We start from the raw sequence: 25431 nt of genomic DNA on the forward strand, positions 1-25431 counted from the left end.
TCACGGAGGGCCGGGCGCGCGGGTGTGACGTGGGGTGACGCGCACCCTTCGCACTGCTAGCGTGGTTGCGCGCGTACGAGGAACTAGGGGTGGGGCTTGATCGACGCGGTTGCGGTGTTTTCCACTGAGGCGGCAAAACTGCTGGCCACCGCCTTGGTCGGGCGGGTCGACAAAGGGCTGGGGAGGCTGGCGGGCATCGCCAGGGCCAAGCTCGGGGCGAAATTCGGCTCCGGGCCGGGCACCGTGGCCGATCTTCGCGAACAGGTGCTGGCCGCTTGCCAGGACGATCCGGTGTTCCGCGCCGAACTGATGGAGGCCGTCGCGCTGGTGAACGCGGCGGAGCGGCGGCCGCCGGCGGCGGAGGGTGTCGAGCCGTTTTTCAATCACGCCGAACACCTTCGTGCGCCGCGCGAATCCGGGGTTTGCCTCATTTACGGTCCGGTCGGGTCCGGGAAAACCGAGCTTGCCCGGCAGATCGCCGGGCTCCTGCGCAACCGGTTCCCGGGCGGCTGGATCGAGATCGACATCGCGGAAATGCGCACGGGCGCGGTCGTGGATCTGGCGCTCGTCAAACGCCAGGCACTGCTGAAGCTCGGCATTCCCGGCGGCGAGATCGCCACCGACGACGCTGGTCTGGACCAGCAGTTCGGCTCCGTGCTGGCGACCCGGCTGTTCACCGTCATCCTCGACAACGTCGTTTCGGCCCGCGAAGTCGAACTCTTCCGGCCCTTCCGGATGAACCTCGTGCTGGCCACCTCTTCCGTCCGCACCCGGGACCTCGACGCGCTCGACCCCTCGCCGATCCTGCTGGGCGGCCTCGAACCCGAGGGCGCGCGGGAAATGCTCGCGCACTACTGCGGGGCGGTCCGGCTCGATGCCGAACCCGAAGCGGCCGACGCGCTGCTGGAAATGTCCGGCCGGATGCCGTCCGCGATTCGCGAAGTGGGCCTGAGTCTCGCGCGGCATAGCGGGGATCCGTATCCGGTCAACGGAGTCCTCGAGCATTACCGGGCGAACGGGATCGTGGACGCCGAGGGAGTCGTCAAGGACTCGCTCGACCAGACTTTCTCTTCCCTGGCACCGGAAACTGCGGAAGCGGTCGCGTTGCTGGCCGGATTCCCCGGGCACTGGTTCACCCGGGAAACCGCGGTCGCCTATCTCGGGATGCCGGACGATGTATTCGACGCGGTCGTCAGCGCGATGCTGACCGAACAGGTCGGCGGCTGGCACCGGCTCACCGCACTGGTATCTCAGTATGCGGCAAAGCTTCCGGCAGACCGCGACGCGGCGTTTCTCCGGCTGTTGAGCCATGTCCGGGACCGAGCCGTTGCCGCCGATCTCGCGGGCGACGCCGGACGGTTGCGCGAGTACGTGGTGCCGCCCGGTCTGTCGTGGACACTCGCGGAAAACCGGATCGATTGGCTGCACCGGCATTTGGGCCTGATTACCGAGGTGGTGCGCGCGGCCGCTCGGCGGGGGAAGCACGTGGAGGTGTGTCAGCTCGCCGGCGCGCTGGAAGTGCTGATCACCGCGCGCTGGCTGTGGCGCGAGTACGCCGAAATCAGCGACCTCGCGGTGCGCGCGGCGGCAGCGCTCGCCGACGGCGAGCCGCAGGCGCTCTACGCGCGGACGCTGTCCATGCGCGCCAAAACCTGGTTCCTGGCAAGGGCTTTCGACACCGCCGAGGCCGATCTTCGGCAGGCGTGGGAGATCGCCGAAGTCGTGCACCTCCGACCGGCGCGGCGGGAGCGGTTGCAGGCGTCAGTGGCGGAATTCCGGGCGCGGTTCTTCGAGGAACGGGCCGACACTCTCGCTCCGGGAGCCGCCGAGCGTGCCAGCCTGCTCGTCGAAGCCGAGGGCTGGCTGCGGAAAGCCATCGCGCTCGACCAGCACCTCGAACACGGTTACGCGCTCGGCATTCACCATCGAATGCTCGCTTCGGTGCTGATCAAGGCCGGACGTCCGGCGGAAGCGATGGCCGAGATCGACAGCGGCCGCCGTCACGCCACCGGACGCAACCTCAGCCGGTTGGACATGGTGGCCGCGCGGGCGTTCCTCGCGCTCGGCGACGTGGGGCGCGGACGTGAGTGCTGGAGCCGGGCCCGCGCCGAGCTGAAATCCACCGGCGCGGACCAATACCAGTGGGAGGTCAGGGAAATCGAGGCGCGCCTCCTCGCCGAGGAAGGCCAGCTGGAGGCCGCTCGCACGGCGTGGGGACAGCTGGCCGGCGACGCCTGGAAGCTCGGTCACCCGCGGACGAACGAGTATTTCACTGAATTCGAATCGCTACGCTGACCCGCTGCCGTCCGAAGTCCAGTTCGGACAGTCCTAAGTAGAGCATCGAAACCGTCGCGAGCGGATCGACCTGGCGAGACGCCGGGATCAGTTCGTACCGGCGACCGCTCCGATCCGCGGCAAGACAACGGTTTTCGAGCCGGGCAGCGGCGAATCGCGCGTCCGGCCACTGCTTGAGGACGGCGGCGGCCCAGTCCGGGAAGTCGACCTCGGCGTCGTCGGTGAACACGACGGCCGCCGCCGACAATTCGCGCAGCGACGCACGGGTGTGGTGCGCGAGCACGTGCAGATGATGCAGTCGCTGCGGCACCTCGGTCGCGGGCAGCCGGACGAGCACCTCCGTCGACCCGTGTGCGCGGAGGCCCGCGACGAACGCCGCAGGTTCCGTCCGGTCGGACGGGGTGACCGGGTAGCTGGCGAATTCCGCGGGCGAACTCGGTTCCGGCAGCTTCATCAGGCGATAGCACGCGGCGCGCACCAGCTCAGCCGATTTCCCGGGGACCGCGACCGCCTGCTTGGCGATCGGTTCGTAGCTCCCCGGAACGTGCCGGTCGATCGCGTCGTCGATCTGCGCGGCCAGCGGACGGTCGTCGGCGAGCGAGTCCGCGCGCGCGGCGAGCAGCGCGGCGGGAGAGCCGGGAACCGTTGCCGGAGAAGGGCTCCCGGCCATCAGCATCGGCCGATCGAGTGCCGCGGCATAGAGCGACACCGAACTTTCGTCACCGATCACGCACGAGGACGCGGTAATCGCGGTCTGCCACCCGGTTTCGGACGGAATCACCAGCAGCCCGGCCTGTTTCGCCTCGGCGAGCCACGCGTCGAGCTGCCACGAGCTGTGCGCCGCCGCGATGCCCGGATGCAGGATCGCGCACACCGTCGTGGTGTCGACCGGAAGCTCGGCGACGAGCCGGAGCGGAAGGTCGGGACGCTGTCCGAGCACCGAGGACGGACCCCAGGTGGACGCGATCGTCACGAGCCGCTTGCCCCGTCCGGCCAGCGCCGCGCGGTACTCGTCCGCCCGGTGCGCGCCGGCCACGAGCCGGTCGAGGCACGGATCGCCGACGACCTCCGCCCGCTCCGCCGCCTCCGGGCTCGCCGCGCGGAGCTGGTCGCGCTGCTCGGCGTGCGCGACCGCGATCAGCGCCGGGACGACCTCGCCGTCGTGCACGAGCCGTTCCGGATTGAGCCCGGCGACGACCGAACTGCCGGGGTAGTACTTCTGGTGCCCGATCCCGTGCGGCAGCAGGACGACCGGGGCGCGGAGCAGGTGGAGATCGTCGTTCTCGCTGGCCGCGATCGCGAGATCGAACTCGGTGGCGACCGCCTGCCGCCACGGGAGCACCGCGGCGCCCAGCCGCTCCAGCAGCCGGGGAACCCCCGCCCCGAGGATGGCCGGACGCTCCCGGTCGAAGGTGAACACGATCTGGACGCGGTGGTCGCCGCCGAAGAGCGTGAGCACGTCCAGCAACCGGTTGAGCGTCGTCACGGTCCGCACAACCACCAGGACCCGGCGCTCGAAACCGACGGTCAACCAGTGGGCGAACCCAGGATCCACGGGCACTCTCCGTGACAAAAGTCCGGGGGGGGGGTAGGTATCGGCCATCAAACTGGGCACATCACCTGGCGAAACACTGGTGAAGCCTACCTGCCGCGCCGGGCCGCCGCGGGAGCGCCCGCGACCACCGCCCGTGGTCGGAAGATCAGTGTCGCGGCTCCTTGCGCGCCACCCCGGCGAGCAGCAGCGCCTCGTTGGCCTTCTCCGGCGGGAAGGTCTGGTCGTCCGGGCCGCCCTCCTCCGGATGCCACAGCGGGGTCCAGGTGATACCAGGCTCGAGCAGGGCGAAATCCCCGAACAGGCCGGCGATCTCGCGCCGGCTGCGGTAGATCAGGTCGATGCCTGCCTCGGCGTACCGCTCCTTGGCGTCGGCGAGCAGCTGCTCGCAGTGCGGCGGGACGCCCTCGTGGGTGACGTGGGACAGCGCCAGGTACGACCCGGGCGCCAGGAGATCGCGGTACTCGGCGGTGAGACTGGGCCCGAGGTCGGCGGTGCTTCCGCTGCCGGGCGCGGGCGGCTGCCGGATGTGCAGGACGCAGACGAGCAGCAGCGCGATCGGCCGGTCCAGGTCGATGACGCCGGACCCGGCGAGCAGGGACCACAGCCGCCGCGGGTCGCGCAGGTCGGCGTGCAGGGCGACCTGCCGGGCGGGGTCGCCGGTTTCCCGCAGCAGGCTGGTGGAATGCGCGACGGCGACCGGTTCGCTGTCGACATACGCGACCCGCACCTCGCCCGGCGCGATCTGCTCGGCGATTTCGTGCGCGTGCCCCATCGTGGGGAGGCCGGAACCGAGGTCGACGATCTGCCGGATTCCCGCGCGCACCAGATGCCGGACCGCCCGGTGCAGAAAACGGCGGTTGGCCCGCGCGATCGGGCGCACCATCGGATAATCGCGCAGCATGCGCCCGGCGAACTGCCGGTCGATTTCCCAATGAGCGGTACCGCCGAGATAATAATCGTAGACGCGGGCCACGCTGGGATGGCTGAGATCGATCCCCGGCGGCGGAAAAGACTCGTGCTCCAGGCCAGTCACCAGTTTCTCCTCGTGGTCGACGGCGCGGGATCAGCGTAGCGTCTCTCCGGGCCTGCGGGGAGCGGGCGGACGGGTGCTGAGCAGATCCGCCTCGGCCTCTTCCAGCAGAATTGCCGATTCCTCCGCCGAAAGGGCGACACTCGAAAGGGATTCCCACGATTGCAGATCGGTGTCGTAGGTTTCCGTGTCGTTCATGAACGTCTGGACGCCGTTCGACGTTTCGGCGAACGAACGGTCGAGCTTGTTGTTGGCGAATTGCAAAATGGTGAAATCGGGGCCGACGTGCAACGGGCCTTTGTCGAACGGAACGAACCGGATGGTCGCCCCGGGATGGTTCCGGGAGAGGTTCAGCAGATGCCGGACCTGGCCGAGCGCGACGTACGGATTGTCCGTGCGCGCCCGCGTCAGCCGGTGGACCGCGCTTTCGCTGAGGATGAACTTGTACGTCCGGTCCGGGTAGTCGTCGAGGAGCTTGGCCCGCAGCTTGCGCTCGTGCACGGCGTCGGTCACGTCCGTGCGGCCGTAGGCCTGGAACTGCTCCATCATGTAGTCCTCGGTCTGCAGCATCCCGCTGATGCGCTCGCCGGTCCACTTCAGGACGATCGCGGCTTCCTGCTCGGCTTCGAACACCGGATGGAACCAGGCCGGGCTGGCCGCGAGCCTGCGGGCGTTCCACACCCGGTCGGCGCGGGCGGCCTGGTTGTACTGCCGCATCCGCTCCGCCTCGGCGGAATCGATCCCGAGGACGTCGATCCATTTGTCGAGCAAATGCGGATGGATCCGGGTCTTGCCGCGCTCCATCTTGCTGATGTTCGGCTGCGTGTAGCCGAGGGCGTCGCCGAGTTCGCCCTGGGTCAGCCCGCGTTCGACGCGGGCGGCGACGAGAGTTCTGCCCAGTTCGACAAGCTGGGCCTCGACCGAAAGCCGGCTCACGAGACGCGAGCCGTCCGATCGGGGGAGAAAACGACACCTTTTCCGGGCACGAATTCATGATAGTCCCTCGTATTACGCGCGGCCAAGACGGACGGGCTAGCCCGGACGGGGTGCCGAATGGGGGACCGGGGCGGGCGATCGGCGCGCTCAGCGGTCGAACTGCCCCTCGCGCAGCGCGCCGGCGAATGCCGCCCATTCCCGGTTGTCGAAGACGAGCGCGGGCGAACGGCCGATCTTGGAATCCCGCAGCGCGACGACGTCGGGATCGCTGAGATTGATCTCGACGCAGTCTCCGCCGTTGCCGCCGCACGCCGACGGCCGCTGCCAGGCGGTGTCGTCGAGCGAAGAACCCACGGTGTTCGGATCGTAAGAACTCATGGTTTCGTCCTTGTCAAGCCGTTGACCTTTTCCGGAATATTCAACCTCAGCATCGAGGACGGAATATGCCGAAGGCAAGGCGAGGACTTGTGCCATGCCGAAATGGCCCGATAGGTTCACCTGTTTGGCGTCGGGACACTTTTCTCGCGGTGATCGAGGATACCGGCTCTGTCCTTTTCCTGGCCGGGATTTGCCCGCCGGGACCGGGTTATGGGCTGCTCGGCGGCTTTCCGGCGAGCCGGGGCCGGGGCGCCGGAAGCCGTCGCGGCCAGGCATGTCAGAATATTCTGCCCAGGCCGGTCAGCCATGCATATTCCAGTCGGCAGATGTCGTGACGGATGCGATGAGCGGGGAACTTCGCGGTGGGTTGGCGGAATGCCAATGTTCTCCGGCGGTCCGGGTTTTCGCGGGGAAATCACTGGTCAGGGCTCTCGGTGGCGGGGTGTCGCAGTTCTGCTGCGAGCGCTGGACGGCAACCGCACCTTACCACTCTTGTGAGTGATGAAAATGTGTTCCCGATGCGCTAGGAATCGCCGCTGTCTCCCGGTCCGACGAGCGTTTCCGCCCCTGCCGAGGGCTTCGCGTGCAATGCCGCGGCGCGGCTGTTAACGCAGGCAGGGGCAGGTCGGAACGCGGTTCGCCGGCGGAGATCCGAAGTTAGGCCGGGGAGTTCGTGTTCGCCGAAGTTACCGCGACTGCCGCGCTGAACCGGTGGACTGGTCTCGCGCACCGTAGTTCGCCGTGTCTCTTTGCCGTTAACCGACGGCTGCGCGCCGCTTGGCGAGACAACCGTCAGTGGGTATCGAGGTCTGCGCGCACTCGTGACCAAGATGGGAACTGGGACACGCGCCCGGAGAAAAAGGTGTGGCCCCCTGCTGGAACAGGGGGCCACGCGGACGTCTGCTATCCCCTTCTAGGCAAAGGAACAGACCGGATGACTGTACCGCTGGAGAACACCGGCCCGCTAGACGACGACCGCGCCGGACGGGTGGAACGCGTCGAATTCGGGGCGGCGGTCGCCCCGGCGCGCGGCGGCCGCCGCATCGCCACCCGCGAGGAGATGCTGGCCGCCGCGACGAAAGTCTTCGCCCGCCGCGGCCCCGGACGGCATCGCAAGCCGGTCGCCCGGCGCCGGTGGGTGTGCGCGGCGTCCGAGACGCTGTCGTGGCTGGCCCCGGTGTTGTGGGGGTGTGTGCAGGTGACTTTCGCGGCGAGCGTGATCAGCGCCGTGGCGCTGCTGATCAGCCCGGTGGTCGGGGTCGCGGTCGCCGGGCTGGTGCTGATCTGCAGCGCGGTGCTGTTCAACCAGGCCCGGCCCAGCCATCGCCGGTAGCTTTTTCTCTTCCGGGCGCTCCGTTGCAGTGGATCCCGTGCCGGAGTTTCAGCTGCCGCTCTACGGAGCCGACCTCGCTCCCTGAGTCGTCCCGTTTTTCGTTCTCCGACACCTCTTCCTCTCTCAGGGAGCTTCCTCATGCCCGGCGAAAGCCTGCGCGCCTTCATCCACGCCCTGCCCAAAGCCGAAGTGCACGTCCACCTCGTCGGTTCCGCCGGCGTGGACACAGTTCTCGCTCTCGCCCGCCGCCATCCGGAAGCGGGCGTGCCCGCGGATCGCGCGGAGCTGGAACATTTCTTCGCATTTCGCGATTTCGAGCATTTCCTCACGGTGTACCGGGCGGTGCAATCGATGCTGAAAGACCGCCACGACATCCGCACGCTCGTGCTCGGCCTCGCCGCTGAACTCGCCCGCCAGAACGTCCGCTACGCCGAAGTGACTCTCACGCCGTCCTCGACGGCATGCCGGGCGACGAATTGCTCACCGGGCTCGTCGAAGGCCGCGCCGGCGCGAAGGCGGAGCACGGCGTGGAATTGGCTTGGTGCTTCGACATTCCCGGGGAAAACGGCGTCCGAGCCGGACGGGAGACCGCGGTGTTCGCGCTGCGGGAACGCCCGGACGGACTGGTGAGTTTCGGCCTCGGCGGCCCGGAAATCGGCGTCGGCCGAGCACAGTTCGAGCCGTTTTTCACCGCCGCGCGCGAGGCAGGCCTGCACAGCGTCCCGCACGCCGGCGATACGAGCGGCCTGGCGACGATCTGGTCGGCGGTGCACGACCTCGGCGCGGAACGCATCGGCCACGGCACGAGCTGCGCGGCGGACCCGGAGCTGCTGAGATATCTCGCCGGACACCGGATCCCGCTCGAGGTGTGCCCGACTTCGAACGTCCGGACCCACCAGGCGCCCTCGATCGCCGCCCACCCGGTCCGGTGCATGCTCGACCACGGCCTGGTCGTCACCCTCAACACCGACGACCCGCCGATGTTCGGCGCGACGCTCGAAGGCGAGTACCTTGCGGTGGCCACGGCGCTCGGCCTGCGGGCGGCGGAGGTGGCTCAGCTGGCGAAGAACGCGGTGGAGGCTTCGTTCCTAGGGGCGGCGGCCAAGTCGCAGGTGACGGCCGAGATCGACCTGGTGAGCGGGACCGGGGAACCTGGTTGATCCGCAGGTCGTGGAGCGGATCGCTCAGCTCGCGGTGCGCACCGGTTCGGCCGCGTCCGTCGCTTGTTCGCTGACCTGCCGAAGCAAGCTCAAGGCCTCTTCCGAAGCCGACCCCGCCGGCGTCGTGCACACGATCAGCACCTGCTCCGGCGACCGAGCCACCGAAAGCGTCTGCTGCGTCACCGTCACCCGGCCGACCACCGGATGGCGCAGTTCGTACGAATCGGCGTCGCAGGGGCCGACCCGGTGGTCCCGCCACAGCGAGACGAACTCCGGGCTTTTCATGGTCAGCTCGCCGATCAGCTCGGCCAGCAGCGGGTCGTCCGGGTGTTTCCCGACGGCGATGCGCAGGTTGCCGACCACTGCGCGGGCCTTGCGTTTCCAGTCCGCGTACAGCTCGCGGCAGTGCGGGTCCAAAAACAGCATCCGGCTCAGGTTTGGGCGCTGGGCCAGGTCCAGGTGCCCGGCCAGCAGGGCGTGGCCGAGGCGGTTCCAGGCCAGCACGTCCGTCCGGCGGCCGAGCACCAGCGCGGGGACGCCGTCGACCGCGCGGAGGAGGTCGCGCGTTTCGTCGGCCAGTTTCTCCGGGCGGGGACGGCGTGGCTGAGGAGTGCGGCGGGCCGCGTCGGCGAGGCGGTCGAGGTGGGCGCGTTCGTGGGTGTCCAGGCGCAGGGCGCGAGCGATCGCGTCGAGTACCTCGGCTGACGCGCCGCGCGAGAGGCCCTGCTCCAACCGGGTGTAGTACGAGACGCTGACGCCGGCCAGGTGCGCCAGCTCCTCCCTCCGGAGGCCGGCGACCCGGCGGCGCGGTCCGACGTCGGGCAGGCCGACGTCCTCGGGGCGCAGCCGGGCGCGTCGTGCGTACAGGAAGTCTCCGAGTGGGCCGGCGGTCATGGATTCCACTATCCACCGCGTGAGATATCACTGCCACTCCCTGCGCGGGGTAGGAAAACGCGGGAGTGGTCCCGGCCGCCCGGGCCGCCCAGGCTCGGTCGCATGGACGAGATCATTCTGGGCGACGTCACGGTCACCCGCGTCAAGGAGTTCTACGGGTCGGTCGAGATGAGTCCGGGCCAGTTCTTCCCGGACAGCCCGGCGGGCGCGTGGGACGAGCACCGCGGCTGGCTGGCCCCCGATTTCTGGGACCCGGACACCGGCGAATGCCAGTCGGCGATCCAGTCCTGGCTGCTGCGCAGCGAGGGCCGGACGATTCTGGTCGACACCGGCGTCGGCAACCACAAGGACCGGCCGTACGCGCCGGTGTGGAGCCGCCTCGACACCAGCTACCTGGAGAACCTCGCCGCCGCTGGTATCTCACCCGAGGACGTTGACGTCGTGATCAACACCCACTTGCATATCGATCACGTCGGCTGGAATACCCGCCTCGAGGGCCGGGACTGGGTGCCGACCTTTCCGAACGCCACGTACCTGATGCCGGCGCGGGACTTCGAGTTCTGGGACCCGGCCAACGAGAACGAGACCGTGCTCGGCCGCGGCAACCAGAACGTCTTCGAGGACAGCGTCGCCCCGGTGCGCGAGGCGGGGCAGGTCCAGCTGTGGGACGGGACCTGGCGGATCGACAAGAATCTCCGCCTCGACCTCGCTCCCGGGCACACTCCTGGTTCGTCCGTGCTGACGCTGGAATCCGGCGGCGACCGGGCCCTGTTCGTCGGCGATCTGGTGCACACCCCGCTGCAGATCGCGGAGCCGGAGACCAACTCCTGCTTCTGCGAGGACCCGGCCGAGGCGCGGGCGACTCGGCGCACCCTGCTCGGCCGGGCCGCGGAGGACAACGCGCTGCTCTTCCCCGCGCACTTTCCCGGATCGGGAGCGGCGGAGGTCGAGCGGGACGGGGCGAAGTTCGCGATCAAGAAGTGGGCCGGGTTCTCCCGGATCTCCTGAAGGAAGTGATTCTGGTGTCTCAGTGGGAAAATCCGATTGTCGAGACCGCGGCGGGCGCGGTGCGCGGCATTGTTGACGAAGCAGGGGAGCTTTACCGGGCCATTCCCTACGCGGCGGCCCCGGTCGGGCCCGGCCGGTTCGCTCGGCCCGAACCGCATCCGGGCTGGTCCGGAGTCCGCGACGGTACTCAGCCGTCGCCGACCGCTCCGCAGCCCGTCCGCGACTTCGGGCGACTCGACCTGACTCCGTACTTCGGTCCGGGCTGGGTGCGTGGCGAGGAATATCTGACGGTCGACGTTCGTACGCCAGCCGCGGACGCTGGTAACCGCCCGGTCATGGTCTTCGTGCACGGCGGCGGGTTCGTCACCGGTTCGACCCGCGCCGCGCTTTACGACGGCAGCGCCTTCGCTCGCGACGGCATCGTGCTCGTGACGGTGAACTACCGGCTCGGCATTCCTGGTTTCCTTGCTCTGGAAGGGTCTCCGGACAATCGCGGGCTGCTCGACGTCATCGCCGCGCTCCGCTGGGTGCGCGACTCGATCGCCGCGTTCGGCGGGGATCCGCGGAACGTCACGGTGTTCGGGCAATCCGCCGGGGCCACGCTCACCGGTGCGTTGCTCGCGACTCCGGAAGCGCAGGGGCTGTTCCGCCGCGCGATTGTCCAAAGTGGAAGCGGCACGGGTGCGTTCACTCCGGAGCAGGCGCGCCGGGTCACTACCGCTGCGGCTGCCGCGCTGGGTGTTGAAGCGACTCCAGCGGCGTTCGCTGAGATCTCAGACGAACGGTTTCTGGATATCTTGCCCGCCCTCGCCGGGCTGGACTTGCGTACCGCCACCGCCGCGGACCCGCTTGCCGGGCTGAGCGCGTTCAGCCTGGTGCTGCCGGTGCAGCCGGCGGACAACCTGGTCAACGACGTCGACCTGCTGATCGGCACGAACACCGAGGAGGGGCGGCTGTACCTGGTGCCGCAGGGAAAACCGGACGGTCCCGCCGACCAGCTGGGCGAGTTGCTGTTCGGAGCTGGCACCGCTCGGATGGCACAGGCGCACGCTGAGATATCAACGAGCCGAACTTATGTCTATTCGTTCGGCTACCGCTCCACTGCCTTGGACGGACGGCTCGGTGCGGCGCATACGGTCGAGCTGCCGTTCGTCTTCGATGTCGCGGACGAACCGTGGCTGCACGGCGACACCGGCCTGCTCGGCCCGGACGCCGCTCCGGCCGGTCTCGCCGCGGAGGTGCATGGCGCGTGGGTCGCGTTCGCGAAGGAGGGGAAACCGGGGTGGGTGGCATATGACGAGCGGCGGCGTGAGATACGTCGGTTTGGCGGTTGAAAGTCGGAGCAGGGAAACCGCGGGGCGGCGAATTCGCTATCTCGGATGCGGTACGCGACAACGGTCCGGAGCTGTTTCGGGACCAGTCGCTGCGGGGCGGCGAAATCTCACCGACGCCGGACCAGGTCGCGCGACCTCGGCGGCGCCGTCCTGATTGGCGGGTGGCTGGGCGCTGAACCGTCGGTTCCTTCCGCTGCTCCCAGCAGGTGCTCCCGACGATGATCGGACAGCGGCGCGGAGTGGTCGGTGAACGCGCACACGCACGTCGGCGCGTGGCCCGCGAGGCCATCGGGTTCGTCGCGCCGCGGATCCGGCTACCGGATGCACGACAACGTCGAACCCGGCTTCCGCACCTGTCTCCGCGACCCGGCTGACGGGTTCGGTTCGGTCTCGCCGCCCTGGCCTGGCGGCACCGAACCGAGCGGCAGAGATGGGGAGCTGGAACATCACGAATCCGCGGGACCGATCTCCAACGGCGCGGCAGTCCCGGCGGCGAGTTGCTGCCGCTGGGTGACGGCGTGGTCGAGCTGCCGCGCCAGGTGCGGGACGTTCGCCGAGGTCAGGTAGGTCTCCGCGCCGGCGTCGAGCAGCCGCCGGACCGGACCGTGGTAGCTGACGCCCAGTTCCGCGTCCTCGACCTCGGCGAGCACGACCCGGGCCTTCGGGAACTTCGCCCGCAGGTTCCCGATCAGCTGCGGGCTGACCGGCGGCACGAGCAGCACGTCGGCGGTGGCCGGCGCGGAGTGCAGGTCGAGCACGAGATAGTCGGGGCCGAGTTCGGCGGACAGCGACATCCGGGCCGAGGCCGAGAGCTTCATCGCGGTGGCGACCACCGTCACGTCGTCGTACTCCGTCCGCGGGGGCCCGGGCCGCGAACCAGCGCTGGAGATCGTCGCGACCGGGTCGCCGTCCCTGGTGAGGACGAGGTTTTCGCCGGGGCCGAGTGCGTCGATGAGGTCCACGACGTCCGCGGGAAGCCGTCCGACGTCGACCTGCCGCGCACGCTCGCCGGTCATGACCCGGCCAACTGTCTGGACCCCAGCAGCTCGGCGGACACAGGTGGTGGCGTCGTCATGGAACTCGATCATCCCACAACCGCGGCACCTTGTCCGGTCCTTCGCGCGAGCATGGGTGATGGCGGTTTCTCGCCAGCGCTTGCCGTTCCGTCCTTTCTACGCTCGGCCCGTGCATTCAGATCTCACCCCGCGTCTTCGCGGTTCGGTCGTCGGGTTCGTCTCCTTCGCCGCCGCGCTGGGCACCGCCGCCAGTTACCCGCTGCAGCCCGCCATCGCCGAGGTCGCCGACGCGCTCGGCACGTCGCTCGGCGCGGTCGGGATCGCGCTCGCCTGCGCGCCGATCGGTTACCTGTGCGGACTCGCGCTGCTGGTGCCGCTCGTCGATCAGTTTCCGCCGCGCTACGTCCTCTCCGCACAGTTCGGCGCGCTCGCCATCGCGTTGGGACTGAACGCGATCGTCGGCGAGGTGTGGTTGCTCGGCCTGGTGCTCGGCGTGCTTGGCGCGTGCTCGTCGGTCGGCGCCGGACTGAGTTCGGTGACTGCCCGGCTGGCGAGCCCGGACCGGCGAGCTACCGCGCTGGGAATCGTCACCGCTGGTATCTCAGCGGGAATCCTAGCGGGCCGGATCGTCGGCGGCTGGCTGACCGACCTGATCGGCTGGCGCGCGATGCTGGGCGTTTTCGCCGCCGGATGCGCGGTGGTCGCGGTCGCAGTGCTGCTTGTGCTTCCGCCGGTGGCCGGTGCGAACAATCGTGGCTACCTCGCCACTTTGCGCTCGATTCCCGGACTATACCTGCGTTATCCGGCTCTTCGGCTCGCGGCAGTGCGCGGCACGCTCTGGTTCTTCGCGTTCTGCGCGGTGTGGTCCGGGATCGCGGTCGCTCTGTCCAAACCGCCGTTCTCGTATTCCGCCGAACGCATCGGCTTGTACGCTTTCGCTGGCATATCAGGAATTCTCGCCACCCGGGTCGCGGGCGCTTGGACCGACCGCGTGGGTGCTCGCCGGGTCGTCCTTTGTGGACTGATTCTCGCTGGCGTTGCCAGTGCGGTGCTTGCCTTCGCGCTGCCGAGCACTGTTTCGACGCTGGTCTGTCTGGCTCTCTTCGACGCCGGTCTTTTCGCCGCGCAGGTCGCTAATCAGAGCACGGTCCTGGCGATCGAGCCGGACGCGCCAGCGCGGTTCAACAGTGCGTACATGGTGGTGTATTTCGCTGGGGGAAGCCTGGGCACCGCCTTCGGCGCGACGGCGGCGGAGCGGATCGGCTGGCCGCTGACGGCCCTCAGCACCGCGGCGGTGATCGCGGGCGCGGCTGTGGTCACCCTGGCCTACCGGACGCGGGCCGATGCGGTATCAGCTCCGGTGAGTTGAGACATCACGAAGCGGCAAGAAGAAGCGCGGCCCGTACCGCTTCCTCAAGGTGCGTGCTTGCCGCTTCGCCGTGCTGCAGCGCATCCTCGGCTAGTTTTCCCAGTCCTCCCAACAGAACCAGGGCGCGGACTCGCGACAGCGGAGCACCTCCGGACTCTTGGAATTCTTCGCCGCCCGAGATAGCGCGTACGACGTTGACGTACGCGTCGTGGTTCAGGCCGGCGGAAATCGGGGCGTCCAGCAGCGGTACGTCGCGGAGGTAACTCAGCATGACGGCCGGTCGGGCGTCCACGACGCCGATCCAGGCCGTGACGAGCTGGCGGACCTGCGTCTGCCACGGGGCGGTGCGGTCGACCGCGGCGGAGATCTGCGCGCATCCGGATTCGGCCGCTTCATTGAGCAGGGCGAGCAGGCAGGCTTCCTTGGAGTCGAAATGCTCGTAAAAGCCGCGGCGCGAGGTGTGGGCCCGGCCGACGAGGTCGCCGATCGTGATCTTCGGAAAGCGTTTTTCCGCCAGCAGCGACTCCAGCGCGCCGGTGAAGCGGCTCCGGTAGGCGCCGGGGCGCTCGACGGGCGTTTCCGGCTCTGCAGCGCGTGACACCGCGCGGGTCCTTCCTGTCCGCGGTTGTCCCGCGATTCTACCAGTCCGGCAGCGGACGGTATTCGGAAACGGGTGCCGAATATCCGCCGAAAGCAAGGAGGAAAGCACCCGGCGGCATTCGGCGGTGCTGGCTGGTCTGAGTGGCAGTAACCGGCGCGACGCTGCGGGAACGGCTACGCCATCCCAGTGACGTCGCGAAAAGACGTTTGGCCGATTGCGGGCACGTTCGGTAGTGTTTTGTTCCAGCGTCAGATGGGGGAGTCGAGCGCTAGGGGGATCCCAGGTGTTTTCACCGCTTTTCTTCACGCCGCGCACGAGCCGCGGCGCTCTGTGACGAAATAACTGTCGCCGCGGGTCAGCGGGCTCACGACGACGGTGCGTATGCGCCGGTCCTTCTCGTCCGCGTCTGCCCGCCGGAATGGTCCGGTGCACACGTCCCGTCGGCGTTGGGGGCCGATGGGCGCGACGCGGCTGTTCCCGACCGGCATTACCGCGCCGGGGTAAACCTGAATGGTTTTCGCTCAGGCCAAGCGGAGCGGCCCGCTCAAGGGGGTGGAAAAGAATGGGGATCATGACGATGGGGCCTGCGTCTCTGAAGATCGCCGGGGTGGCTTCGGTCGCTTCGCTCGCGGTCGTCAGGTCCGCGGGAATCGTTCGGCCGCGAACGCGTCGCTGTCGCGTCGGGAAGGGCTGCTCCTCGGATTGCAACCACCCGAAGAACTGCCACCGCTCGACGGCGGCCATCGGAGCCGCCAAGGACAAGCGGTACGGGTTTCTGGTCCAACGCCCGCGTCAGGGCGGCTGGGCTTGCCCCTGCTGCAACCCCAACGCGTGATCGTGGCTTGACGTCTCCGGGCACGATCACCACGGTGCGGTGCCGGGCCAACGGGGTCCCGGCACCGCATCTCCACCGCAGCGGCATGCCCAAGCCGACCGCGAATAGGCCTTGCTGGTGGCGACCGGACGGGTCTGTCCGGCGAACTCAGTCTTGCGCAGGGGCGCGCGGCGGACAGCGCAGTGGTTCAGCGACCGTCTCGATGGAAAGCAAGCCGGAAACATCGGCGTGCCAATGGTCGCCAGGCGTCCGATTGGTCGAATCGGGAGTCGCCGCGCGGCGAGCGACCGGCGGAAGCTGGTCCAATGCTGAGAATTCTGGCGTACCTCCTGGCTGCGGGGAATCAGACTGCGCATCGTCAATCGGGTGTGCCTTTCGGATCTCGGCAAAGAACTCCGCAATAAGCCACAGGACGCGCCATCGTTCGCCGTTCGGCCTGGCGATCGCCGTTCCAGCAGCGGGGAAAGCGGTGTGCGGCGCGATCGTCTCGGTGCTGGCCGTGGTGGTCGGGATCGGTTACTGCCCAAGGTAATGCGGCTTGGCCCGGATCGGCGGCACCGGCCGCCGCGACGGAGGGTCCGGCGGCGTGCCCCGGCTCGTAGTTGGCGGCGACGACGAAGATCGCGCCTGCCTGGTCGAGCAACCGATACAAGTCCCGAGCCTCGGCGACCGACCAGGCATTGCCGCTGGTTTCCGTTTCCTGCTGGTCGTTTGCGATCAGCCACGGGTGGTCGTCGTGGCGACGCACGACGAAGCGGTGTTTGCCGGTGCCGGACCTTTCCGCCCACCGGGTGGACTCAGCGCAGGACCGAGTGGGAGTTGCTTGACGCGGCAGCGCATCCAGGCTCGTCGATAGGCGGCAAAATGTCCGCCGGATCCGCGCACACGCCCCGGATCACGTCCGCCACCCGCAGCAGCAGGCCGAGCCGCGGGTGGTGGGGCGGCCAGGCGATCCCGATCTCCCTCGGCGAGACGATCTCGCTCAGCGAGAACCGCGTGACGCCCGGATGCCGTTGCCCCAGCGCCAGTTGCGGCACGATCGAGTACCCGACATCCGCGGCGACCAGCGGTTCCACGACGTGGATCTTGTCGGTGCCGAAGACCCAGTTCGGTTCGATGCCCTGCCGGCGGAGTTCGGCGGCGACCTCGAGCTGTTCGCTGGTCAGGCACACCATGGGCAGGCCGCGCAGGTCCGCCGGGCGGATACGGGCGACCGAGGCCAGCGGGGAGCCGCGGGGCGCGAGCAGGATGAACGGGTCGCTGAACAGTTCCAGGCCGTGGGCTTCCCCGCTTTGCAGCGGGAAGATGACGAACGCGATGTCGATCTCGCCGAACCGCAGCAGTTCCTGCAGGCGGACATCGTCGTCGACCTCGACGGGCTTGATCCGGCACGGCAGCTGCTGGGTGCGCATCGCGGCCAGCACCAGCGGCATCACCCGCACCGCGACGCTCGAGAACACGCCGATCCGGACGGTCGGCTCGCGGCCGTCGCGCATGTCCTGGATGTGCCTCGTCGCGGTGCGGAGGACGACCTGCACCTGTTCGGCGGCGTTGACCAGGGCGATCCCGGCGTCGGTGAGCCGCACCTGGCGCTGCCCGGACATGCGGCGGACCAGTACGACGCCGAGCCTCCGTTCGATCGACGCGATGCGCTGGCTGACCGCGGGCTGGCTGCAGCCGAGCGCTACCGCGGCGGCCGCGAAGGAGCCTTCGTTCGCGACCGCGTAAAGGGCTCTCAGCTGCAGCAGGGTGAGCCGGCCTCCGTCGGACCAGATGGCGTCCAGCACCACCCGGCCGAGCCGGTTCCGTCGTTCCGCGCCGGTCATGGACTGGCCTCCTTGCGAGGGCGGGATCCTCAAGGTTCCCGCTGCGGGCGGCTCATCGGGTCCCTCCGGCGAGGCAGAACGCGGCCGCGAGATCGATCGTACTGGCCAGATCGGCGAGATCGGCCACCTCGCCGGAGCTGTGCATGTGCCGGATTGGGATATTAATGACGCCGCAACGGATACCAGCGGCGACAGCTGCCATGGCATCGGCGTCCGAGCCGCTTTCGTCGCCGTATGCCTCGATGGTGTAAGGGATTCCGAGTTCTGTGGCCAGGGTGCGCAAGGTGCGTGCCATGGGTTCGTCGGTGACGGCGCCGCGGCCGATCGCCGGGCCGGAGCCGAGGCGGTGGTCGCCGGTTTTGCGTTCGATGCCGTCTTCCGGGATGTCGCTGGCGAACGTGGTGTCGATCGCGAGCGCGAAATTCGGCTCCGTCGCGTAAACGGCTCCCATCGCGCCGTGGTAGCTCGTTTCCTCGCGCACGCTGGCGACCGCTGAGATCTCAGCGGTGCCCGCTGCCGCGGCTGCTGCGCGAGCTGCTTCGAGGACGGCCAGCGCGCCGAGCCGGTTGTCCAGCGCCGGTGCGGCGATCCGGCCGTTGCGTAGGTCGACCGGAGGCGCGCCGAACACCACCGGGTCGCCGACCGTCACCACCGAATGCGCGTCGGCCCGGCTGGTGGCGCCGATGTCGATCCACAAATCGGCCATTTTCGGGGCTGAATCACCGTCGTTCAAATGCGGTGGCGCGGTGCCGATCACGCCGGGCACCCGGCCGTTTTCCGCGAGTACCACGACGTGCTGGCCGTACAGGATCGCAGCGTCCCAGCACCCGATGCTGACCGCCCACAGCCGCCCGGCGTCGTCGATGTGGCTGACGCTCAGCCCGATTTCGTCGATGTGCCCGATCAGGGTGATTCGCGGGTTGCCGCCCGGATTGACCACCGCGTGCCCGCTGCCGAGCGGATCGACGTGCACGTCCGCGAATTCGCCCGCCAATTCGACCCAGGCGCGCACCGGTTCGTCCTCGTAGCCGGACGGCCCGCGCGCGGCGAGCAGCGGCAGGAGATGCCGGCGCAACGTGGCGGCGTCGGGTGCGTATCGAGAGGAACCGTCGGGATTCGGCATGCCACTCCTTCGCTGGGCGGGACTTCCGGGGAAAGCTCAGCGCAACCAGGCGACTCCGGGCAGAAAGCCGAATTGGCCGCTGAACCGGTAATTGCCGAGCCGCGCCGAGGTGAAGTCGATCCATTTCGGCACGTACATGGAGACCCACGGAGCCTGATCGGTGACCGCGCGGTCCACTTCGGCCCACAGCGCGTTCGCCGCGTCCGGATCGGTGTTGGCCAGCCGCGAGGCCTCGGCCATCCGGGCGTCGACGGCCGGATCGCAGAAGCCGCCGACGTTCGGGCTCGCGTCCGAATTCGGCACGAACGAGGCGCAGGACGTCAGCACTTTCAGGAAATCGCTCGGAGCCGGATAGTCCTGGGACCAGTCGGTCAAGGCGACTTCGACGTGGTTTCCGGAATTCTGGACGAAGGGATACTGCAATCCTTCGTCCATCGGTTTCAGCGTCGCACGGTAGCCAAGATCGGTCAACAGCGTCTGCATGTATTCGCCCATCGCGATATGCATCCGGTTTTTTCCCGGTACCACCGAAACCGCGGATCCGGCGGTACCGGATTCGGCGACCAGCCGCTTCGCTTTCGCGAGATCAGTGCCGCGCCACGGTCCGCGGCCGTTCGGGCCCGGGTTGCTCGTCCACGGGCAATACTGTTGGTAGCCCGGGATGTTCGGCACCAGGATCTGGCAGGTCGGCACGGCCAGCCCAGGGCCGCCCGCCTGCAGCACCGCCGAGTTGCGATCGAACGCGTAATTCAATGCCTGCCGGGCCTTGAGATTGTCGAACGGCGGAATCCGGGTGTTCAACGCCCAATACCAGACGTGGCCGAGCTGGTCGAGGTGCAATTGCCGCGGGTGGTCGACGCTGATCTCGTTCAACCGGTCCGGCGGCGGCTGGTCGGCGGCGAGATCGGCCTGGCCGTTGATCACCGCGGTGATCTGGTCGGTCGGTTCGAGGCCGAATTTCTGCACGATCTGATCCGGATATCCCTCTGGGGCAGCGAGCGGCGACCAGGAGCGGAAATACGGATTGCGTTTCAGCACGACGCGGTCGGTCGGATCGTAGCTCGCCCAGTAATACGGTCCGGTCGAGCGCAGTTTCGCCACGTCCGAGCCGACGTCGGCGGGCGGGGTGTCCGCGGGCAGAATCGACGCCAGCGGCTGCCCGAGTTGCTGGGGGAGTTCGGGATCCGGTTCGGTCAGCGTGAAAGTGATCTTGTTGGTCGTCTCGTCGATCGTGATGCCTTGTGACAGATCGCAGGTTTCCGGAGCGTCGAGGCATTCCTTCGCGCCGGCGAGGAGGTCGAATTGCGAGGACGTGGTCGGCCCGTGCACCTTGAACATCCGCTCGAAGGACGCTTTGACGTCCTTCGGCCGAACCTCGCGGCCGTCGCTGAACCGGATGCCGGAGCGCAGGGTGAAGGTCCATTTGAGACCGTCGGCAGCGGGTTTCGGGATTTCGGTGACGAGATCGGGTGCCACGTGCTGGCCGGTTTCCGGACCGGACTTGGTGAACGCGGTGAGGCCGTCGTAGGTCGCGGTGAAAAGCGTCCAGGACGACGTGGAGAAATTGACCATCGGATCGGCGGTGCCGACATTGCCCGAGGACAGCAAAACCTCGATCCCGCCCTGATGTCCGCGATCGCCGGGAGCGACCGACGTCAGATCCAGCGTGTCGTCCACCGCGCATCCGCTCGCCGCCAAGAGCACCAGCGCCGCGAGCACGGCCGGGTTCCGTCTCATCGCGCCAGACCTTCGCCGTCGACCGGCGGCAGGATCTCCGCCGAACGGGCGCACACCCGCTGGATGATGTCGATGACCCCGCGGATGAACGCCAGCCTCGGGTGGTACCGCCGCCAGGCGATCCCGACGGTCCGCGCCGGCACGGTGCCGGCGAGGGAAATCCTTCGCACGCCGGGAGTCCGGCCGCCGAGGGTGAGCCGCGGCACGGCGCCGTAGCCGAGCCCGGCGGCGACCATCGCCTCGACGGCGTGGTTGGTTTCCATCTCCAGCACCCAGTTCAGCTCCGCGCCCGCGGACGCGGCCCAGGCCTCCATCGGGTCGCGCTGGCCGCGCAGGCCGATCAGCGGCAGCCCGGCGAGCCGGCCGGGCGAGACCGGCGGGGCGCCGGCCGGCGTCAGCAGGACGAAGGGGTCGGTGATGAGTTCCGCGGTGAGCAGCGCGGGATCGGCGATCGGCAGCTTCACGAAAGCGAGGTCGACGTCCCCGTTGCGCACCAGCCGCGACACTTCGGCTTGCTGGTCCAGTTCCACCAATTCGATCCGGTAGTCGACCGGCTGCCGCCGCAGCGCCGCCATCATCGGCGGGATCACCCGCTCGCTCGCGCTGGTGAACAGGCCGATCCGGACGGTCGCGTTGAGGCCCTTGCGGATCGTCTCCACCTGGCTGATCGCGACCGAGAGGATCCCGCCGACCTGCTCCGCGGCGGCGACCAGAGTGTCGCCCGCTTCGGTGAGCGAAACCCGGCGCTGCTGCCGGGACCGGTGCACCAGCAGGACCCCGAGCCCGCGTTCGAGGCTCGCGACCCGCTGGCTCACCGCCGACTGCGTGCAGCCGAGCGCGGTCGCGGCCCCGGCGAACGAACCGGTCGCGGAGATCGCGATCAGCGCCGCGAGCTGCGGGAGCGTCGGACGGGCGGACTGGTCGGTCTCGGCGCTAGTCATCGCGAGCGGCCTTCGGTTCGGCCGGCGCCACCTGGACGGCCGGCTCAAGCGGATGGTGACAGGCGACCTCGTGGCGGGCGTTTTCCTTGGCCAGCAACGGTTCCGCAGTCCGGCACACGCTGGTGGCGCGCGGGCAGCGCGGGTGGAACCGGCAGCCGCGCGGCGGGTCGAGCGGACTCGGCACGTCTCCGGCCAGCGTCGTGTCCCGCCAGCCCGTGCCCGCCGCCGGGTCCGGGATCGGCACCGACGCCAGCAGCGCCGCGGTGTAAGGGTGGTGCGGCGCGGCAAAGATCTCAACGACCGGTGCCTGTTCGACGATCCGGCCGAGATACATCACCGCGACCCGGTCGGACGTGTGCCGGACGACGCCGAGGTCGTGCGCGATGAACACGTAGGTGAGGCCGAGGCGCTCCTTGAGGTCGTCGAACAGGTTCAGGATCTGCGCCTGGACCGAGACGTCCAGCGCGGACACCGGTTCGTCGGCGACGACGACCCGCGGCCGCAGCGCCAGCGCTCGCGCGATCACCGCGCGCTGCCGCTGGCCGCCGGACAGCTCGTGCGGGAACCGGTCGGCGAGTTCGGCGGAAAGCCCGGTCAGGACAAGGAGTTCGGCGATGTCCGCGCGGGTCGCGGGCCGCCGGTGCACGCGCAGCGGCTCGGCGACCGAATCGCCGACCCGGCGGCGCGGGTTCAGGCTGGCGTACGGGTCCTGGAAGATCATCTGCACCGACCGGCGCACCGGGCGCAGCCCGCGCCGGCCGGTCCGGCTGATATCTCTGCCGGCGAAACTGATCGACCCGCTGCTCGGCCGGTACAGCCGGACCAGGCACCGGCCGAGGGTGGACTTGCCGCAGCCGGATTCGCCGACCAGACCGAGCGTTTCGCCGCGCCGCACGGACAGCGTGACGCGATCGACGGCGTGCAGCCGAGCGGGACGGCCCAAGCGGTTTCGCCGGACCGGGAACCATTTGACCAGGTCGGTGGTGCTGATGAGTTCGGACATCAGGCGGTTCTCTTTTCGTCCGGGGAGGGCGCGTGCCGCAGCAGGCAGGCGTGGAAATGCTCCGCGGCCGACGGCAGCAGAACCGGCCGTTGCTGGACGCACACCGCTTGCGCGTCCGGGCAACGCGGCGCGAACGCACAGCCGGGCCCGATGTCGGCCGCGAGCGGCGGCAAGCCCTCGATGGACGGCAGCCGGGTCGGCCGGGGAACATCCAGCCGCGGAATCGAGCCGAGCAGCCCGACGGTGTACGGATGCTGCGGCCGGGCGAACAGCTGCGCGGTCGGTGCCTGCTCGACGATCCGTCCGGCGTACATCACCTGTATCCGCGACGCGATTCCGGCGAGCACACCGAGGTCGTGCGTGATCAGGACGACGCTGGTCCCGATGCGCGCGCTCAGGTCCCGGATGATGCGCAGGATCTGCGCCTGCACCGAAACGTCCAGCGCGGTGGTCGGTTCGTCGGCGATCAGGACGTCGGGTTCGCAGGACAGTGCCATCGCGATCATCACCCGCTGCCGCATGCCGCCGGAGAACTGGTGCGGATAGTCCCGCGCACGGGCGTCCGGGCTCGGGATGCCGACGAGGTCGAGCAGTTCGACCGCGCGGCGGCGGGCGGCTCGCCTGCCACCGCGCTGGTGGTGACATATCTGTTCGGCGATCTGCCATCCCACGCGGTACACCGGGTTCAGCGACGTCATCGGGTCCTGGAAGATCATCGCGATCCGGCTGCCGCGGTACTCGCGCCTCCGCTTGGGCGGCAGGGCGAGGAGATCCTGGCCGTCGAACAGCACCCGGCCGCGCACGATCGCGTTGCTGTCGCGGATCAGGCCGAGCAGCGCGAGCATGGTCACCGACTTCCCGGAGCCGGATTCGCCGACCACGCCGAGGGTTTCGCCCTCCGGCAGGGAGAACGACACGTCGTCCACCACCCGCACCAAGCCGCTGCGCGTGCGGAACTCGACGGTCAGGCCTTCCGCGGACAAGGTCGTCATCGCACTCGGATCCTCGGGTCAAGCGCCGCGTAACCGAGGTCGACCAGGAGGTTCACCAGCACGACGGCGAACGCGCCGTACAGCGTCACCGCCATCAGCACCGGCAGGTCGAACCGGCTGAGCGAGTGGAAGGTGAGGTTGCCGACCCCGGGCAGGCCGAACACCTGCTCGGTGAGCACCGCGGCCCCGCCGAGCATGGCCCCGAGATCGAGGCCGAACAGGCTGACGAACGGGATCAGCGAGTTCCGCAGCACGTGGCGAAGCAGCACGCGGGATTCAGGAAGGCCCTTCGCGCGGGCGGTGAGCACGAATTCGGACCGGTCGACCTCGATCAGGTCGGCCCGCAGCACGCGTGCGTACAGTCCGGCGGTGCCGATCGCCAGCGTGATCCAAGGGAACAGCAGCTGCCCGAACCACTTCAGCGGGTCGACGTTGATCGGCGTGTAGCCGAGTTCGGGCAGCCAGCTGAAGACGCTGGTATGCCAGGTGCCCTGGGTGAGCAGGTTAACCACGCCGCCTAGCCAGTACACCGGGAGCGACATACCGATCAGCCCGAGCCCCATCAGCAGCGGATCGACCGCGCGGCCGCGGAAGACGGCGGCGAGCGTGCCCGCGCCGAGCGCGAGCAGCAGCCAGAGCACCGCGGCCCCGCCGACCAGCGACAGCGTGACCGGAACGGCCTTGGCGACGCGGGACAGCACCGGGCCGCGATCGGTGTAGGAGACCAGGTCCCGGTCGACGACCAGGCGCTTCATCATCTCGAAGTACTGTGCAGGCAACGGCTTGTCGAGGCCGAAATCGGCCCGGATCTGCGCGATCACCTGCGGGGTCGCCTGTTTGCCCGCGATCTGCCGCGCCGGGTCGACGCCCGGGGTCTTGAAGAAGATCAGGAAGACCAGGACGCTCACCGCGATCAGCACGCCCGCCGCGGAGAACACGCGGCGCACGACGTAGCCGATCACCGGGCACGCATCCGCAGCTCGGCCTTCGGGTCGAAGGCGTCCCGGATCGCGTCGCCGAGGATGTTCAGCACGCACACGGTGATCGCGAGCAGCGCACCGGGCACGATCGCCATCAGCGGCCGGTTGCGCAGCAATTGCGTGCCGTCCTCGATGATCGTGCCCCAGCTCGCGGCGGGCGGATGCACGCCGATGCCGAGGAACGACAGGCCGGATTCCAGCAGCATCGCGGTCGCCACCATCAGCGGGAACAGCACGAGCACCCGGGACAGCACGTTCGGCAGGATTTCCCGGCGGATGATCCGGCCGTGCCCGGCGCCGTAGGACGTGGCCGCGCCGACGTAGTCCGCGGCGCGCACGGACAGCACCGCCCCGCGCACCGGTCGCGCGACATAAGGCACATAGACCACTCCGATAATCAGGACCGGCAAGGCGAGACTGCCGGAACTGATCCGGACGAAACCGAGGCTGATCCCGGACGCGAAACTGATCGCGGAAAGGGAAATCGCCAGCATCAGCACCGGAAACGCCCATACGACGTCCAGGATCCTGGACAGCACCCCGTCGACCACGCCGCCGACGTATCCGGCGAGCAGCCCGACCGCCAGGCCTCCGGCGCAGGCGACCAGGCCGGCGAGCACGCCGATCACCAGGGTGTTCCGGCCGCCGTAGAGGATCCGCGCGGCGACGTCGCGGCCGTCCCCGTCCGCGCCGAGCAGGAAATGCGCCTGTCCGGTCGGGCCGATCGGCAGCACGCCGACGCCCTGGGACGCGGGTTGCAGCAACGGCGCCACGGTTCCGTCGTCGAGCACGGTGGTGCCGACCGGGTCGGCGACGAACGGATCGGTTCCGGAGATCTGGCTGGCGTACAGCGGCGCGAGCAGGCAGAGCACCACGATCACGACGAGGACCGCCGCCGACGCCATCACCCGGGAATTGCCGAGCAGCGCCCGGATTCCCCGCCGCCACGGCCCGCCGCCGGATTCCGGTTCCGCCCGGGTCCCGGCGGCCTGGGGTTCGGTCACCTGGCCACCCCCTCGGTTTCACCGTCCTGTCGGCAAAAACTAGAGAAGGGTCAGGTTTTTCGGCAAGAAGACCGGCATCGC

Annotated in this window: 21 protein-coding genes and 1 pseudogene; 6 read left to right on the plus strand and 16 right to left on the minus strand. The window is 69.0% G+C overall.

Annotated elements, in window-relative coordinates:
- Positions 1–96 precede the first annotated feature (96 nt).
- Entirely contained in the window at positions 97–2295 is a 2199-nt protein-coding gene (locus F9C11_RS16930) for an ATP-binding protein (RefSeq protein ID WP_409185828.1), read from the plus strand.
- On the opposite strand, the gene F9C11_RS16935 is transcribed toward F9C11_RS16930, so the two are convergent.
- From F9C11_RS16935 to F9C11_RS16950, 4 genes are all read right to left on the minus strand, one after another.
- Positions 2270–3850 carry a hypothetical protein gene (locus F9C11_RS16935; protein ID WP_409185829.1) on the minus strand — a complete coding sequence of 527 codons (1581 nt, stop codon included), beginning with the start codon at positions 3848–3850 and terminating at the stop codon, positions 2270–2272. The two genes, F9C11_RS16930 and F9C11_RS16935, sit on opposite strands and share 26 nt — an antisense overlap.
- Before the next feature lie 145 nt (positions 3851–3995).
- A complete protein-coding gene (locus F9C11_RS16940) occupies positions 3996–4883 on the minus strand; it encodes an SAM-dependent methyltransferase (protein ID WP_409185830.1) in 888 nt (295 codons plus the stop codon).
- Positions 4884–4913: 30 nt separating this feature from the next.
- Complete coding sequence (locus tag F9C11_RS16945; RefSeq protein ID WP_409185831.1) at positions 4914–5816, minus strand: Scr1 family TA system antitoxin-like transcriptional regulator; 903 nt, start codon at positions 5814–5816, stop codon at positions 4914–4916.
- 147 nt (positions 5817–5963) lie between these two features.
- The gene (locus tag F9C11_RS16950; protein WP_409185832.1) at positions 5964–6194 is read right to left on the minus strand and encodes a DUF397 domain-containing protein; all 231 of its coding nucleotides are present in this window, start codon (positions 6192–6194) and stop codon (positions 5964–5966) included.
- A 934-nt stretch (positions 6195–7128) separates the two neighbouring features.
- On the opposite strand from F9C11_RS16950, the gene F9C11_RS16955 reads away from it, so the two are divergent.
- Entirely contained in the window at positions 7129–7527 is a 399-nt protein-coding gene (locus F9C11_RS16955) for a hypothetical protein (protein ID WP_409185833.1), read from the plus strand.
- Positions 7528–7665: 138 nt separating this feature from the next.
- A pseudogene (add, locus tag F9C11_RS16960) lies at positions 7666–8687 on the plus strand (adenosine deaminase).
- Positions 8688–8711: 24 nt separating this feature from the next.
- Here add and F9C11_RS16965 read toward each other — a convergent pair.
- Positions 8712–9581 (minus strand): helix-turn-helix domain-containing protein, encoded by an 870-nt coding sequence (locus F9C11_RS16965; protein WP_409185834.1) that lies wholly within the window; start codon positions 9579–9581, stop codon positions 8712–8714.
- Positions 9582–9683: 102 nt separating this feature from the next.
- Between F9C11_RS16965 and F9C11_RS16970 the strand changes: the two genes are divergently transcribed.
- Together F9C11_RS16970 and F9C11_RS16975 are read left to right on the plus strand one after the other, a co-directional pair.
- Positions 9684–10589 (plus strand): MBL fold metallo-hydrolase, encoded by a 906-nt coding sequence (locus F9C11_RS16970; RefSeq protein WP_409185835.1) that lies wholly within the window; start codon positions 9684–9686, stop codon positions 10587–10589.
- Between the two features lie 14 nt (positions 10590–10603).
- Complete coding sequence (locus tag F9C11_RS16975) at positions 10604–11923, plus strand: carboxylesterase/lipase family protein (RefSeq protein ID WP_409185836.1); 1320 nt, start codon at positions 10604–10606, stop codon at positions 11921–11923.
- A gap of 446 nt (positions 11924–12369) precedes the next feature.
- Here the strand turns inward: F9C11_RS16975 and F9C11_RS16980 are convergent, their stop codons facing one another.
- Positions 12370–13011 carry a hypothetical protein gene (locus F9C11_RS16980; protein WP_409185837.1) on the minus strand — a complete coding sequence of 214 codons (642 nt, stop codon included), beginning with the start codon at positions 13009–13011 and terminating at the stop codon, positions 12370–12372.
- 97 nt (positions 13012–13108) lie between these two features.
- Between F9C11_RS16980 and F9C11_RS16985 the strand changes: the two genes are divergently transcribed.
- On the plus strand, positions 13109–14308 hold the full coding sequence (locus F9C11_RS16985; protein ID WP_409185838.1) for an MFS transporter: 1200 nt from the start codon (positions 13109–13111) through the stop codon (positions 14306–14308).
- Positions 14309–14312: 4 nt separating this feature from the next.
- Here F9C11_RS16985 and F9C11_RS16990 read toward each other — a convergent pair whose 3' ends face one another.
- The 10 genes from F9C11_RS16990 to F9C11_RS17035 form a co-directional block, all read right to left on the minus strand.
- Positions 14313–14909: a TetR/AcrR family transcriptional regulator gene (locus F9C11_RS16990; RefSeq protein WP_409185839.1), complete on the minus strand. Its 597-nt coding sequence runs from the start codon at positions 14907–14909 to the stop codon at positions 14313–14315.
- Between the two features lie 1193 nt (positions 14910–16102).
- The gene (locus F9C11_RS16995) at positions 16103–16492 is read right to left on the minus strand and encodes a hypothetical protein (RefSeq protein WP_409185840.1); all 390 of its coding nucleotides are present in this window, start codon (positions 16490–16492) and stop codon (positions 16103–16105) included.
- 49 nt (positions 16493–16541) lie between these two features.
- Entirely contained in the window at positions 16542–17570 is a 1029-nt protein-coding gene (locus F9C11_RS17000; RefSeq protein WP_409185841.1) for a LysR family transcriptional regulator, read from the minus strand.
- 52 nt (positions 17571–17622) lie between these two features.
- A complete protein-coding gene (locus F9C11_RS17005; protein WP_409185842.1) occupies positions 17623–18693 on the minus strand; it encodes a hypothetical protein in 1071 nt (356 codons plus the stop codon).
- 36 nt (positions 18694–18729) lie between these two features.
- A complete protein-coding gene (locus F9C11_RS17010) occupies positions 18730–20430 on the minus strand; it encodes an ABC transporter substrate-binding protein (RefSeq protein ID WP_409185843.1) in 1701 nt (566 codons plus the stop codon).
- Entirely contained in the window at positions 20427–21371 is a 945-nt protein-coding gene (locus tag F9C11_RS17015) for a LysR family transcriptional regulator (RefSeq protein ID WP_409185844.1), read from the minus strand. Before F9C11_RS17015 ends, F9C11_RS17010 begins: the two co-directional genes overlap by 4 nt.
- On the minus strand, positions 21364–22374 hold the full coding sequence (locus F9C11_RS17020; RefSeq protein ID WP_409185845.1) for an ABC transporter ATP-binding protein: 1011 nt from the start codon (positions 22372–22374) through the stop codon (positions 21364–21366). Before F9C11_RS17020 ends, F9C11_RS17015 begins: the two co-directional genes overlap by 8 nt.
- A complete protein-coding gene (locus tag F9C11_RS17025) occupies positions 22374–23366 on the minus strand; it encodes an ABC transporter ATP-binding protein (RefSeq protein WP_409185846.1) in 993 nt (330 codons plus the stop codon). Before F9C11_RS17025 ends, F9C11_RS17020 begins: the two co-directional genes overlap by 1 nt.
- Positions 23363–24328 (minus strand): ABC transporter permease, encoded by a 966-nt coding sequence (locus F9C11_RS17030; protein WP_409185847.1) that lies wholly within the window; start codon positions 24326–24328, stop codon positions 23363–23365. Before F9C11_RS17030 ends, F9C11_RS17025 begins: the two co-directional genes overlap by 4 nt.
- Complete coding sequence (locus F9C11_RS17035) at positions 24325–25350, minus strand: ABC transporter permease (RefSeq protein WP_409185848.1); 1026 nt, start codon at positions 25348–25350, stop codon at positions 24325–24327. The genes F9C11_RS17030 and F9C11_RS17035 overlap by 4 nt, the downstream gene beginning before the upstream one ends.
- Between the last annotated feature and the right edge of the window lie 81 nt (positions 25351–25431).

The sequence above is a fragment of the Amycolatopsis sp. VS8301801F10 genome, from assembly GCF_046195355.1.
In the GTDB taxonomy this organism is placed as follows: domain Bacteria; phylum Actinomycetota; class Actinomycetes; order Mycobacteriales; family Pseudonocardiaceae; genus Amycolatopsis.